This window comes from Brucella tritici, from assembly GCF_008932285.1.
In the GTDB taxonomy this organism is placed as follows: domain Bacteria; phylum Pseudomonadota; class Alphaproteobacteria; order Rhizobiales; family Rhizobiaceae; genus Brucella; species Brucella tritici.
This window is the reverse complement of sequence record NZ_WBVY01000001.1, coordinates 502549-516273: the sequence shown is the minus strand read 5'-3', so window position 1 is coordinate 516273 and position 13725 is coordinate 502549. Positions and strand designations below refer to the sequence as shown.

Below are 13725 nucleotides of genomic sequence, written 5' to 3'. Positions count from 1 at the left end.
GTGAAAACACCCCATATGCCGCGTCAGGCGCATGGGCCGACGTTTTCGTCGGCTTTCCCGGCATTGGACTTGTTGCGTCTCGCCTCTGTCTTTCGGAATGGTCCGGAAGCGGGGAGACCCGAGAAAATGTTCGGGCACGGCAGCGCAAGTCGCCAGGAGTTTGAAGACTTCGGCGTCCCGTCGTTATCATTGTACAGATAGAGTTCGGCAAGTTGCGCTTGACCGGCATTTGGATGCGGACCATGACATCATGGTGCCGCCGAAAGAGATTGAATTGACAAAAGAAATTACGGGCGGTTTTGCCGCTCTTGGCGTTACCGGCATTTTGCTCAAGGGCGTCGAAGCCGCTGGCATGACCGAGCCGAAGCCGATCCAGTTGCAGGCGATCCCGCACCAGCTTGAGGGTCGCGATATTCTGGGCATTGCGCAGACGGGCTCCGGCAAGACCGCAGCTTTCAGCTTGCCGATCCTGCAGAAGATCATCGGCCTCGGCGACAAGCGCCGTCCGAAGACCGCGCGCGCCCTGATCCTCGCACCGACGCGCGAACTTGCAGTGCAGATCGAGCAGACGATCCGCAATGTTTCCAAACACGCGCATATCTCGACAGCGCTTGTTCTTGGTGGCGTTTCCAAACTGTCGCAGATCAAGCGTATCGCACCGGGCATTGACGTTCTGATCGCGACGCCAGGTCGCTTGACCGATTTGATGCGTGACGGTCTGGTGGACCTTTCGCAGACGCGCTGGCTTGTTCTCGACGAAGCGGATCGCATGCTGGACATGGGCTTCATTAACGATGTGAAGCGCATCGCAAAGGCAACCCACTCCGACCGTCAGACCGCGCTGTTTTCGGCCACTATGCCGAAAGAAATCGCGTCTCTGGCTGGAAGCCTGCTGCGTGATCCAGTCCGCGTTGAAGTGGCTCCGCAGGGAACGACGGCTGCCGAAATCACGCAGGTCGTGCATCCTGTGCACACCAAGGAGAAGCGTCGTCTTTTGTCCGCACTGCTGGGTGACAAGGCTATGCGTTCGGTCATCGTCTTCACCCGTACGAAGCACGGTGCCGACGCAGTGGTTCGTCATCTGGAGCGCGATGGCTATGAAGTTGCCGCCATTCACGGCAACAAGTCGCAGAATGCACGCCAGCGCGCGCTGAACGGATTCCGTGATGGGTCGCTGCGGATTCTGATTGCAACCGATATTGCCGCGCGCGGTATCGACGTGCCGGGTATCAGCCATGTCGTGAACTATGATCTGCCTGACGAGCCGGAAACCTATGTGCACCGTATCGGCCGTACTGGCCGAAATGGCGCTAGTGGCGCTTCAATCACACTCTATGATCCGGCAGCGGAAGAATCCAAGCTGAGAGCTGTCGAGCGTGTGACGCGCAACAAGCTTCCGATCAAGGATGCACCTGTGGAGCTTGCACCTGCTCCGGCACCGCGCGCAGCGGCTCCGGGCGAACGCCCACAGAAGACCCAGCATCGCAAGGGCGGAACGGCGCAGAAGCCGCGTCGTGCAGCCCCGAAGTCAGGCGACCATCGTACAGGCGGTCACGCAGCAGGTGAAGCGGCTCCGAAAGCAAAGCGTCCGTTCCGTCGTAAGCGTCGCAATGCCAACGGCAATGGCGGACAGCGCGCAGCGTAAGCTTGCCTTGAATATTTTTCCAGAAAGCCGCCCATTTCGGGCGGCTTTTCTATTTATGGCCGCAAGATGGGTTTCAGTTTGCGTAATGGCTTGGAAAAATATTCTATGCTTGCTTGAAGGGCAGGGCCGTTCCTCATAATTTCCTCTTCAAAACAGGAAGGACGGAAGCCATGTTCCAATCGGTGCTCGACGCAATCGGCAATACGCCATTGATCCATTTGAAGAAGGCTTCCGAACTGACCGGCTGCGCAATTTACGGCAAGGCCGAGTTTCTCAATCCCGGACAGTCGGTGAAGGACCGCGCAGCGCTCTATATTATTCGCGATGCCGAAAAGCGTGGGCTTCTGAAACCCGGTGGTGTCATCGTTGAAGGTACGGCCGGCAATACCGGCATCGGCCTCACGATGGTTGCAAAAGCGCTTGGCTATCGGACAGTTATCGTTATTCCCGAAACGCAGAGCCAGGAAAAGAAGGACGCCCTGCGCCTGCTTGGCGCCGAACTGATTGAAGTTCCAGCCGCACCCTATCGAAATCCGAACAATTATGTACGCCTGTCGGGACGATTGGCCGAGCAACTTGCCAAAAGCGAACCCAATGGCGCGGTATGGGCCAATCAATTCGATAATCCGATCAACCGGCAGGCCCATATCGAAACCACGGCGCAGGAAATCTGGCGTGATACTGACGGTAGGGTGGATGGGTTTGTCGCCGCTGTCGGATCGGGCGGAACGCTTGTCGGCACTGCATTCGGCCTGAAGGACCACAATGCCGACATCAAGATCGCACTTGCCGATCCATATGGAGCCGCGCTCCATTCCTTCTATACGACAGGCGAACTGAAGGCCGAAGGCGACTCGATTACAGAAGGCATCGGGCAGGGGCGTATTACTGCCAATCTGGAAGGATTCACCCCCGATTTCTCCTATCGCCTTTCCGACGCGGAAGCGCTCGATATCGTGTTCGACCTCGTGGAAAATGAGGGGCTTTGCCTCGGCGGTTCTTCGGGTATCAATATCGCAGGCGCAATCCGGCTTGCAAAAGATCTCGGGCCGGGCCACACAATTGTGACGGTGCTTTGCGACTATGGTAATCGTTATCAGTCCAAGCTGTTCAATCCTGCTTTCCTGCGCGGTAAAGATTTGCCTGTGCCGGGATGGCTGGAGAGGAAGACCGAGATAGACATACCGTTCGAGGGATAATCATGGCATACGAGACCGAAGCGCTTTTCCGCGAAGATTCCTATCTTTCAACGGCGGAGGGCACGGTACTCGCCATTACCGAGACGGGCGGGATTATTCTCGACCAGACAAATTTCTATGCGACCTCCGGCGGCCAACCGGGGGATATCGGCTTTCTCGAACGCGCTGACGGTGCTCGTATCGAGATAGCGGCGACTGTCACCGGCGAAAACAAGAACGAAATCATTCATGTTCCGGCAGAAGGGCAGGCTTCGCCCGCTGTCGGTGAAAAGCTGGTCCTGCATGTCGACTGGCCGCGTCGCTACAAGCTGATGCGGATGCATACGGCATGCCACCTGCTTTCCGTTGTCTGCCCGTTCCCGATTACTGGCGCTGCTGTGGGCGAGGATGAAAGTCGCGTTGATTTCGACCTTCCCGACGCGAGCTACACCAAGGAATTCGTGACGGAAAAGCTCATGGAACGGGTGAACGCGAATGACGCGGTTGCCATTCGCTGGATCAGTGATGAAGAATTCCTTGCAAATCCGGATATCGTGAAGTCGAAGAATGTGCGTCCGCCGGTCGGGCTCGGTCGCATACGTCTTGTCCTTATTGGTGAAAACGGTGTGGTGGATTCGCAACCTTGCGGCGGTACGCACGTTTCCGAAACGCAGGAAGTGGGTGAAATCCACATCGGCAAGATCGAGAAAAAGGGCAAGGAAAACCGCCGGTTCCGCATTCGTTTTGGCGCTCTGCCAGAAGCCTGAACCCATTGTTTTCCGCATGTTTCCGGTTTTGCGAAATATGCTTGAGGAGTGTTGACCCATGGTAGAGAAAAGCGCCTTCGTCGTTTCACAGGATTGGTTGAAAGAGCGGCTCGGCAAGCCCGGCCTCGCGATTGTCGATGCCTCCTGGTATCTCCCGGCTGCTGGACGCAATGGTGAGGGCGAATACAACGCCGGACATATTCCGGGCGCCGTATTCTTCGATCAGGAAAAGATTGCTGACAAGGAATCCGGCCTGCCGCACACCCTGCCGTCGCCACAGCTTTTCGCGCAGCATGTAGGAGCCATGGGAATCACGGCTGATGAGACTGTCGTGGTCTATGACGGGGTTGGCATGTTTTCAGCGCCGCGCGTCTGGTGGATGTTCCGTGTCATGGGTGTGAAAAATGCCTATGTGCTGGATGGCGGCTTCGACGGCTGGAAAAAGGCCGGTTACCCGGTCACCGATGAAGTGACAAAGATTGCGCCAACGCTGTTCACGCCCTCGTTCAACGAGGCGGTAGTCGTTGATTTCAAGCAGATGCGTGAAATCGTGGACGAACGACGCTCGCAGATCGCCGATGCACGCGCAGCCGGTCGCTTCACCGGACGTGATGCCGAGCCACGTGCGGGCATGCGCTCCGGCCATATGCCCGGAGCGCGCAACGTTCCCGTCGGCACCTTGTCTGAAAACGGTGAGTTGAAGGATCTGGCGAGCCTGCGCAAGATTTTCGATGAAGCCGGGGTCGATCTTTCCAAGCCGGTAGTTACAAGCTGTGGCTCCGGCGTGACCGCAGCGGTCATCATGCTGGCGCTGGCCTCGGTCGGTCACACGGATAATCGTCTTTACGACGGCTCCTGGAGTGAATGGGGCAGCAGGCAGGATACGCCCGTTGTCACCGGTGAAGCCGAATAAGCATGACCGAAAAACTGACTGCCCGCATCACTCATCTGGAAATGTCTGCTCGTCAGGCCACTCAGGTGCCAGTGCCGTCTGGCATCCGACTCGCGATCATGCGTGCGGGTGCCATGCCGGTTCATTACTATCGCTATCTCTATGAACAGATCGGTCGCAAGCATCACTGGATGATGCGGCGTGTTCAGACTGACGCGGAAGTTGCAGCCGTAATTCATGCCGATACGACTGAAATCCACGTTCTCTACGCGGATGGCTGTCCGGCAGGTTTTGTCGAACTAGATCTGTCGGCTTTGCCGGAAGCTGCCGAAATTGTCTATTTCGGTCTCATCGATGATTTTCAGGGACGGGGCCTCGGCAAGTTCTTCCTGAATGAAGGGATTTCAGCCGCCTGGGCGCACGGGCCTGAAAAGGTGACGATCCATACCAACACGCTCGATAGCCCGCGCGCATTGCAGCTCTACCAGAAAATGGGCTTCGTGCCGGTTGGGTGGTCCGAAGAAGTCGTCGAACCCTGGAAATGAAGCTGGCGCTATCCGCGCGCCACTTCCCGGGCACTGGCGATAGAGACGACCGACGCGCTGGCCAGGCGCCCACTTTCCTCATCGAAGACCACAAAGTTGCGCCCGCGCTGCTTGGCCATATAGAGGCAACGGTCTGCGCGGCTGAGCACTTGCGAGTTCGTTTCGTTCTTGGGTGCAGAAGCAACACCGATACTGATCGTCAACGGATAAACCTGATATTCAGTCGTATGAAAAGGCGTGTTTTCTACTTCCGCGCGTATGCGCTGTGCAACGCGCATACCTGTTTCGCCACTGGCGCCCGGCAGAAAAACGCAGAATTCCTCTCCACCGATACGTCCGACAAGGTCGCCTTTTCGCGTCACATTCTGAAGCGCGAAGGCGATCAGTTTCAACGCACGGTCGCCAACGCCATGGCCGAACGTGTCGTTGATCGCCTTGAAGTGGTCGGCATCGATAACAAGCAAGGTGCCGGTTTCGATACGTGACCGGCTGATCTTCATGGCTTCAAACAGTGCCTCACGATTAAGAAGGCCGGTCATATGGTCAATCCGTGACCGTGCCTGCAGTTCAACATGGGCTTTTTCAAGCTGGAGATATGCATCTCTCAGCTTGCTATGCTGATGAAAAATATAGGCAAGGGAAGGGAAGGCCGTCGCTGCGGGAATGCCCGCGCTGAGGCTGAGTGCAATGATGCCTGGCGTAACGCCAGCTGAATAAGCCACTATCGCCGTTGCTCCCAGAGAGAACACAACGACGGACAGCGTTATCAGTGCTGCTTTCACAAGAGCAGTCTTCTTCATTCCCTCGCACTCCCAACCCTGAGTGAGGATGATCAACGACCCCGCCTGAACCCTGAATGAACGGGTTATATTTTGCGGGCCTTATAAAAGGAACGCCTGAGAGGGGAAAGACACTACCACGCACTTCCTACAATTTTTTGTTTATGAGTGCCATTAATGACACAATCATAGGTAGCATGATGGTTATATATTACGAGGAAATGTAATTAAGCACAACTATGTTTAAAAGAACCGCCTCGATAAGACATAAATCGTAACTAGCTAATATAAATCAGGAAATAGCTATCAGAGGATAGTGTACAAAATCCCGAAGCGTCGAAGGGCATGACGCTCCGGGATTTTGGCTATTGATAGCTTGAATCAGAAGACCGCCAAGTATTTCAGAAGCGAAATGATGCCGATGATGATCACGATAACTTGAGCGATCTGTTTGACCTTGGCATCCAGAGGCAGCATATTGATGAGATAAAGTACGAGGAAGATAACAAGAATTGTTATCAGAAGGCTGATGAGGATGGACATAGGCGGTCTGATCCTTCCCGGAACTTGGGGTTGCGTTGCTTAACCGACGACCGTTCCTCCGCGCCGTCCGATTGAGCCCGTTCAAACCGGGAGAAAGAGCAGGGGCTCTTGCAACCGGCACATCGTCTCCAATCCAAAAACAATGTGCCGGTTAACGTCCCAAAGAACAGAAGGTTCCGCTTTATAAGCAAGAACTTAAACCAAACTGGCGCCGAATAGCGCCAGACTTTCCTGATAATCAGCCGCGCATACTACCCGTCTCGCGGCGGCGCTGATGCCAGCCAAAAGCCTCTTCGATCAGGTGAGGCGTGTGCCCGCCGCGCGCACATGCACGGTCGAAATAATCGTTGAGTTGCGGGCGATAATCCGGGTGTGCGCAATTGTCGATGATGACACGTGCGCGTTCACGCGGGGCGAGGCCGCGTAGATCGGCAAGGCCCTGTTCCGTCACGAGAATATCCACGTCATGTTCCGTATGGTCGACATGCGTGACCATGGGAACGACCGAGGATATGGCACCGTTCTTGGCTTCAGATTTGGTGACGAAGATTGAGATGAAGGCGTTACGGGCAAAGTCGCCTGAACCGCCGATCCCGTTCATCATATGTGTGCCGTCGACATGCGTGGAATTCACATTGCCGTAAATGTCGAATTCCAGCGCGGTATTGATGCCGATAATGCCGAGACGGCGGATAACTTCCGGGTGGTTGCTGATTTCCTGCGGGCGCAGAATAAGCTTGTCCCGGTAACGGTCGATATTGTTGAAGACACGCTCTCCGCAGGCGGGGCTGAGCGTGATCGACGATCCGGAGGCAAAATCGAGCTTTCCGGCATCGAAGAGATCGAATGTGCTGTCCTGCAGCACTTCGCTATACATGCGTAGATTATGGAACGGGCTGTCGGCAAAACCGTTCAATACGGCATTTGCAATGGTGCCAATACCAGCCTGAAGCGGGTTGAGCGTCAGGTCGAGGCGTCCGGCGGCCACTTCCTGCATCAGAAATTCGATCAGATGGCCCGCAATGGCTATTGTTTCGCCGTCGGCCGGTTCCACGGTCGATGCGCTGTCATTTTCCTGCGTGATGACAATGCCCGCGATCTTTTCCGGCGGAATGGGAATATAGGGCAGGCCGACGCGGCTGTCGCATGCCGTGACCGGTATCGGGTCGCGGGAAGGGCGCTTCGTTGGAATATAGATGTCGTGCAGACCTTCAAGCGCCATCGGCTGATTGAGGTTCAGTTCTACGATCACCTTGTCGGCAAGAATAGCAAAGCTTGCGGAATTACCGATCGACGTCGTGGGAATGATCCCTCCGCTTTCGGTAATGGCAAGAGCCTCGACCACAGCGTAGTCGATAGGACCGATCTGGTTCGAGCGCAATTGCTCGACGGTTTCGGAAAGATGCTGGTCGATGAACATTACTTCGCCGCGATTGATGGCGGCGCGCAGGGTTCTGTCGACCTGAAATGGCATGCGTCGTGAGAGCACATGGGCTTCGGTGAGAAGCTTGTCGACGTCGTGACCGAGCGACGCGCCGGTAATCAGCGTGATCTTGAAGGGATCAGTTGCGGCACGAGCGGCCATGGCAACCGGCACAGCCTTGGCGTCGCCAGCACGGGTAAATCCACTCATGCCGACGATCATGCCATCCTGGATAAGGCTCGCGGCTTGTTCTGCGGTAATGATCTTGTCTCGAAGCGAAGTGTTTCGAATACGTGCTTCCAACATCTTTAAATCTACCTTCCTTCCCATCGGGCCGTCCCATCCGGGTTGTCCCATTCGGGCTTGAGCCGGAAATGGCGCTCGCCGTCTCGAAAGCAAGATACTGCTACCGATCATTTGCGAACTACGATGCCGCCCGGGTAATAACCTATATGGACCGACAGTACACGCATGCTTTGGTCTTAGATGCCAAGACAGATCGCCGTGATACAGGGTGTGTTTCCCACGTCATGCGATTCTTCGAAATGATTGAAATCAACGATGCAAAGCAGGCAGCTTGCTCGTCCCATCGATATTAGGGCAGGATACAAACGGCCGATTTTCAACGATACACGTCGATCACATAAGATAGATTATGGAACTATCCGATATTGATCCGGTCTGGAATTTGGGGAGCCGCGAGACTGGCTAGGATCCTTCAAGGCTCGATGTGAGCCCTGAATGTCAGTCCAGAATGTCAGTCCAGAATATTAGAGCATTTCCTGCTTTCGGGAGACATGCTCTAACGACGCCGAGCGATATAGAGATGGCCTGGAACTGGCGCTCCTTGCTCGCTGCGTACGACAATATCGTCGCAACGCACACAATCCATTCCGTGATTGTCGAGCATGGCACGCACATAGGATTGTGCATGCGCAAAGCGCTGATAATCTCCGACCATGAATGCGCGCCCGGCCAGTCGCGTATCGTCGAGTGTCTCGCTGGAGAAGCCGAAATGTCCGCCGGATGACAGATGCGCGGCTACACCTGCGAAGAATTTGTCGAGTTCACCCATGTAAGGCAAAACGTCGGTGGCAACGATCAGGCCCCATTGCGGTTCGCCGGTCGTTTCGAGAAAACGAACAGCTTCGCCAACGAACAGCGCCTGATAGTCGCCTTTTTCGTAAGCGACTTCGATCATGTTCTCAGAAATATCGACGCCGGTCTTATGTCCGGCCATGTCGTCGAGCGCATCAGCGGATAAGCCAGTGCCACAGCCCAGATCGAGCATGCGTTCTGCGAAAAGTTCGTCGTCCATGTCGAGAAGCATTTCCCGCAGTTGAAGCGGAACGTCGTAACCGAGCTGGTCAACAAGGATCGTATCGAACATTTCGGCATGCTGATCGAAAAGCGTCGAAACATAGGCATCCGGCGCCTTCAGCGGCACCGCACCGCGCCCCATGCTCGCAAGCCGTACGGCAGCGCCGCCATGGTCCTCGGGGTCGATGCGCAGCACATCTTCATAAGCCTTGGCAGCAGCATCGAAATCGCCGGCTTTTTCCAGCGCGAGCGCCCGGTTATAGGCTTCTGCAAGCGCTTCCTGATCGAAAGCCGATTTGTCGTCTTCAGCCATTGATATCTGCCTTTCCGGTCTTGCACAGGCACATGTGCAAAGACAGCGCAACAACCGCGCAAATCTCGTTAGAACATATTCGATATGAGGGCCAGAAACCCGCAATACGAGAGTAGTCCCCTGCTCGCTCTCCTACGCCGATCCCGTTGTTCCCGCAAGCGCCGCGTGGGATGGTTATTTCTTTTATATCTTAAGTAGATATCTCTAATATTATTATTAGAACTGTGAATATATCAAGTATTTAAAGGAAAAATCTATCCTGGCGATTGATTAATATTATTCTTATGGCGAATTTTATTCGGGTGTTGTTTTTCACAATGAGGCTCAGATGTGCAGTTCAAATTTGAAACCATTTGTCTTTTTAGGTGCTATGGCGGCTGGCATTACCCACGCATATGCCGATGCAGACCAGGAACTGGCCAGGAAGCTGGCCAATCCCATTTCCAGCCTTATAAGCGTACCATTCCAGAGTAATTACGATTGCTGTTTTGGCCCTAAGGACTCTTACCGATACACACTCAACATTCAGCCGGTTGTTCCATTTTCACTGAATGAGGACTGGAACCTCATTGTCCGCACGATAGTTCCGATCGTTTACCAGCAGGCTCCAGCGGCCGGTTTCGACAATCGTTTCGGACTGAGCGATACAGAACAGAGCTTCTTCTTTTCGCCTGCCCAGTCTGTAGACGGCATAACCTGGGGTGTCGGTCCGGTATTCTTGTGGCCAACCGCTACCAATAGCGAGCTTGGAACTGGAAAATGGGGCGCAGGCCCTACCGGCGTCATTCTTAAACAACAAGGCGGCTGGACCTATGGCGCGTTGGCCAACCATATATGGTCATATGCCGGGCACAGCGACCGCGATGCCGTCAGCCAGAGCTTTATCCAGCCATTTCTTACCTATACATTTCCCGATACGACAGCACTGAACTTATCATCGGAAACATCCTATGACTGGACTTCAGAACAGTGGACCGTGCCAATAAACGCTGGCATATCGAAGGTCTTCAAGTTTGGAGAACAACGGGTCAGCATTGGCGTGTCCGCGCGATATTATGCCGAAGCACCATCGGACGGTCCCAAATGGGGAGCCCGCTTTGTAACTACCTTCCTGTTCCCCGAAAAATAGCCGGGACAGACTTGCAGAGACCCCTACTCCGCAGCGGCAGTAACGCGCTCGTCGTGTTCTCTATGATCGCCAAGCTTTCTCGCGATCACGGCGCAGGCCATAAGCTGAATCTGGTGAAAGAGCATCAAGGGTAGAACAATGCTGCCGACATTCGCACCGGCAAAAATCGCGCTTGCCATCGGTGCACCGCTGGCAAGGCTCTTTTTCGATCCGCAGAACATGATCGTGATGCGGTCTGGACGGTTGAAACCGAGCAACTTGCTGCCGTACCAGGTGGCGAGCAGCACGGCGACCAGCAGGACGATGTTGACGCCCACCATCATGCCGAGATCGTCCCACGACACGGTGCGCCAAAGGCCTTCGACTACAGCTTCGCTGAAGGCCAGATAGACCACCATCAGGATGGAGCCGCGATCAACAAAGCCGAGTCCCTTGTTGTGGCGGCGCATGAAATTGCCGATCCATGGCTGTAGAATCTGTCCGAGCACGAATGGTGCGAGCAGTTGCAGCAGAATGGATTCCAGTGCGTCGATCGATATTCCGCCGCCGCCTTTGACAGCGAATAACAGGCCAACCAGAAGCGGCGTGAGAAACATGCCAAAAATGTTCGATGCTGACGCCGACACGATTGCGGCTGAGACATTGCCGCCCGCAATCGAGGTGAAGGCGATGGACGACTGGACCGTCGAAGGCAACACACAGAGAAAGAGGATGCCTGTATAGAAAGCCGACTGTGACAAGCCGGGAATGGTCCAACCTGCTACCAGACCGAGGATCGGAAACAGGATGAACGTCGACGAAAGGACTGCCAGATGCAGTCTCCAGTGCGTTATGCCTGCGACCACAGCCTCGCGCGAGAGCCGGGCGCCATGCAGGAAGAACAAAAGCCCAACCGCAAATTTCGTGGCTATCGCAAACCAGTCTGCAAATTCACCGCGGACGGGAAGCACAGATGCAATCAGGATGGTCACGATCAGCATGCTGGTGAATTTGTCAGGCAGAAAGCGCATTATATCGTCCAATCTTGCAGGCATGGCGGAACGCAACGCCTGCTTGAGTGATAGGGCTACCGAGCTTATGCCCGTTCATAAACCTCTCGGAAGGAGTTGCAATCCCTCGGATGTCGGGAAATGACTCACACTTTCGAGATAATATCTCGAACAGCAAGCCATTTCAGCCCGGTTCGGTTTACTCGTAGCCGTTGGGATTTTTCGATTGCCAATGCCACATATCCTGGCACATTTCGCGCAGGTTCTTCTCAGCAGACCAGCCAAGGAAGTCGCGGGCAAAACTCGGATCGGCATAGCATTCCGCTACATCGCCCAGGCGGCGCGGTGCAATCTCGTATTTGATCTCGCGGTTCGAAACATGCTCGAATGCCTTTACCACGTCGAGAACGCTATAGCCCTGCCCCGTGCCCAGATTGACCGAAAAGCACTGCGGCTCATCGAGCTTCTTGAGTGCTTTCAGGTGACCGGCAGCCAGATCCACTACATGGATATAGTCGCGAACACCGGTGCCGTCAGGCGTCGGATAATCATTGCCCCAGACATTTAGTTTCTCACGACGACCGGTGGCGACCTGCGCGATAATTGGCATCAGATTGTTCGGAATGCCCTTTGGATCTTCGCCGATCAGGCCACTCTCATGCGCACCGACCGGGTTGAAATAACGCAGGATGGCAATCTTCCAGCTCTTGTCGCCGTTATAAATATCGCGAAGCATGTCCTCAATGACAAGCTTGGTACGGCCGTAGGGATTTGTTGCCGTTAGCGGCTGGTCTTCGGTGATAGGCAATTTCTGCGGATCGCCATAAACCGTGGCGGATGAGCTGAAAACCAAAGTCTTGACGCCGGTTGCTTCCATCGCCTGCAGCAGGCGGAGCGTACCGACCACATTGCAATCATAATAGAGCATCGGCTTTTCGCTCGATTCTCCAACGGCTTTCAGACCTGCAAAGTGAATGACAGCGGTGCATTTGTGATGCCGGATCACCTGTTCCAGAAAAGCGCGATCTCTTATATCACCTGCTTCCCGGCGCGGTGCGCGCCCGGTAATCTTTTCGATGCGATGCAGGGCTTCCGGATGGCTGTTGTCAAAATTGTCGACCACAACGACGTCGTGGCCTGCCTCGATGAGCTGAACACAGGTGTGCGAACCGATATAGCCAGCGCCGCCAGTCACAAGAATTGTCATCGTTTATGTATCCGCTTGTTGAACATACCGCCCCGATGTGCGATCCCCGGCTGACTATGCAAAATCAGTAAGAGACTTCAAGCCATCAGGTGCGATTCTCTTGAATGGTTGCAGTAGATCAGCGAAGTTTGACGGAGCGATGATGAAACCATCCCGCAATATTGATCGCCTTCTGGAAATCATGGCAGCGCTCCGCGATCCTGAAACCGGCTGTCCGTGGGATGTGGAGCAGAGTTTCGAAACCATCATGCCTTATACGCTTGAGGAAACTTACGAAGTCCTCGATGCTATAGAGCGCAACGATATGGACGATCTGCGCGAAGAGCTTGGCGATCTGCTGTTGCAAGTGGTGTTCCATTCACGCATGGCCGAAGAACAGGGCAGCTTTGCATTCGGTGATGTCGTGGAAGCCATCACGCATAAGATGATCAGGCGGCATCCGCATGTCTTTGGCGACGCTGAAGCCAGAAGTGCCGGCATGGCCAAGGGCTCGTGGAATCGCATCAAGGCGGAAGAGAAGGCTGAGCGGGCTGAACGGCGCTCAAAACTCGGGCTGGAAACGACCGAGAAGAATGGCTTTCTGGACGATATTCCACAAGCGTTCCCTGCCCTGCTGCGTGCGCTGAAGCTTCAGCAGAAAGCCGCGAAAGTCGGCTTCGACTGGTCTGAGGCAGCGCCGATCCTCGACAAGATCGCCGAGGAAACCGCAGAGCTGAAGGAAGCTATGGCGGCGAAGGAGCGCGCGGATATCGAAGAGGAATATGGCGACTTGCTGTTTGCCATGGTCAATCTTGGCCGCCATCTCGAAATTGATGCGGAAACTGCACTCGTCGCCGCCAATGAGAAATTCAAGCGGCGGTTCCATTTCATCGAAAGAACACTTGGTGAAACCGGAAGCGACCTTGATGCCGCTACCCTCGATGAAATGGAAGCGATCTGGGGCGAAGCCAAGAAAAAGGGCCTCTAACTATTTGTTTTTACGCATTTTCGGACGC

The 13725-nt window shown here is 54.8% G+C and carries 13 protein-coding genes; 7 read left to right on the top strand and 6 right to left on the bottom strand.

Going from position 1 to position 13725, the window contains the following annotated elements; all coding sequences use genetic code 11:
* The first annotated feature begins 250 nt into the window (after positions 1-250).
* The 5 genes from F9K94_RS02590 to F9K94_RS02570 all read left to right on the top strand — a co-directional run bounded on the left by F9K94_RS02590 (position 251) and on the right by F9K94_RS02570 (position 5027).
* Positions 251-1645 (top strand): DEAD/DEAH box helicase, encoded by a 1395-nt coding sequence (locus F9K94_RS02590; protein WP_036563724.1) that lies wholly within the window; start codon positions 251-253, stop codon positions 1643-1645.
* A 170-nt stretch (positions 1646-1815) separates the two neighbouring features.
* On the top strand, positions 1816-2844 hold the full coding sequence (locus tag F9K94_RS02585; protein ID WP_151643482.1) for a cysteine synthase A: 1029 nt from the start codon (positions 1816-1818) through the stop codon (positions 2842-2844).
* A 2-nt stretch (positions 2845-2846) separates the two neighbouring features.
* Positions 2847-3590 (top strand): alanyl-tRNA editing protein, encoded by a 744-nt coding sequence (locus tag F9K94_RS02580; RefSeq protein WP_151643480.1) that lies wholly within the window; start codon positions 2847-2849, stop codon positions 3588-3590.
* A gap of 58 nt (positions 3591-3648) precedes the next feature.
* Positions 3649-4503 (top strand): 3-mercaptopyruvate sulfurtransferase, encoded by an 855-nt coding sequence (gene sseA / locus F9K94_RS02575; RefSeq protein ID WP_151643478.1) that lies wholly within the window; start codon positions 3649-3651, stop codon positions 4501-4503.
* A gap of 2 nt (positions 4504-4505) precedes the next feature.
* Positions 4506-5027, top strand: a complete 522-nt coding sequence (locus F9K94_RS02570; protein WP_151643476.1) for a GNAT family N-acetyltransferase — start codon at positions 4506-4508, stop codon at positions 5025-5027.
* A gap of 8 nt (positions 5028-5035) precedes the next feature.
* On the opposite strand, the gene F9K94_RS02565 is transcribed toward F9K94_RS02570, so the two are convergent.
* The 4 genes from F9K94_RS02565 to F9K94_RS02550 form a co-directional block, all read right to left on the bottom strand.
* Positions 5036-5827: a GGDEF domain-containing protein gene (locus F9K94_RS02565; RefSeq protein ID WP_151643474.1), complete on the bottom strand. Its 792-nt coding sequence runs from the start codon at positions 5825-5827 to the stop codon at positions 5036-5038.
* Positions 5828-6187: 360 nt separating this feature from the next.
* On the bottom strand, positions 6188-6349 hold the full coding sequence (locus tag F9K94_RS02560) for a Thivi_2564 family membrane protein (protein ID WP_010660091.1): 162 nt from the start codon (positions 6347-6349) through the stop codon (positions 6188-6190).
* A gap of 238 nt (positions 6350-6587) precedes the next feature.
* Positions 6588-8078: an acetyl-CoA hydrolase/transferase family protein gene (locus tag F9K94_RS02555; RefSeq protein WP_151643472.1), complete on the bottom strand. Its 1491-nt coding sequence runs from the start codon at positions 8076-8078 to the stop codon at positions 6588-6590.
* 496 nt (positions 8079-8574) lie between these two features.
* Positions 8575-9405, bottom strand: a complete 831-nt coding sequence (locus F9K94_RS02550) for a methyltransferase (RefSeq protein ID WP_151643470.1) — start codon at positions 9403-9405, stop codon at positions 8575-8577.
* 328 nt (positions 9406-9733) lie between these two features.
* Here F9K94_RS02550 and F9K94_RS02545 point away from each other — a divergent pair, with 328 nt between their 5' ends.
* A complete protein-coding gene (locus F9K94_RS02545; protein WP_151643468.1) occupies positions 9734-10534 on the top strand; it encodes a hypothetical protein in 801 nt (266 codons plus the stop codon).
* A gap of 23 nt (positions 10535-10557) precedes the next feature.
* Here F9K94_RS02545 and F9K94_RS02540 read toward each other — a convergent pair whose 3' ends face one another.
* Both F9K94_RS02540 and galE read right to left on the bottom strand, forming a co-directional pair.
* Positions 10558-11544 (bottom strand): bile acid:sodium symporter family protein, encoded by a 987-nt coding sequence (locus tag F9K94_RS02540; protein ID WP_151643466.1) that lies wholly within the window; start codon positions 11542-11544, stop codon positions 10558-10560.
* A gap of 178 nt (positions 11545-11722) precedes the next feature.
* Positions 11723-12730, bottom strand: a complete 1008-nt coding sequence (gene galE / locus F9K94_RS02535) for a UDP-glucose 4-epimerase GalE (RefSeq protein WP_151643464.1) — start codon at positions 12728-12730, stop codon at positions 11723-11725.
* A gap of 142 nt (positions 12731-12872) precedes the next feature.
* Here galE and mazG point away from each other — a divergent pair, with 142 nt between their 5' ends.
* Entirely contained in the window at positions 12873-13697 is an 825-nt protein-coding gene (gene mazG, locus F9K94_RS02530; RefSeq protein WP_151644114.1) for a nucleoside triphosphate pyrophosphohydrolase, read from the top strand.
* The last annotated feature ends 28 nt before the right edge of the window (positions 13698-13725 follow it).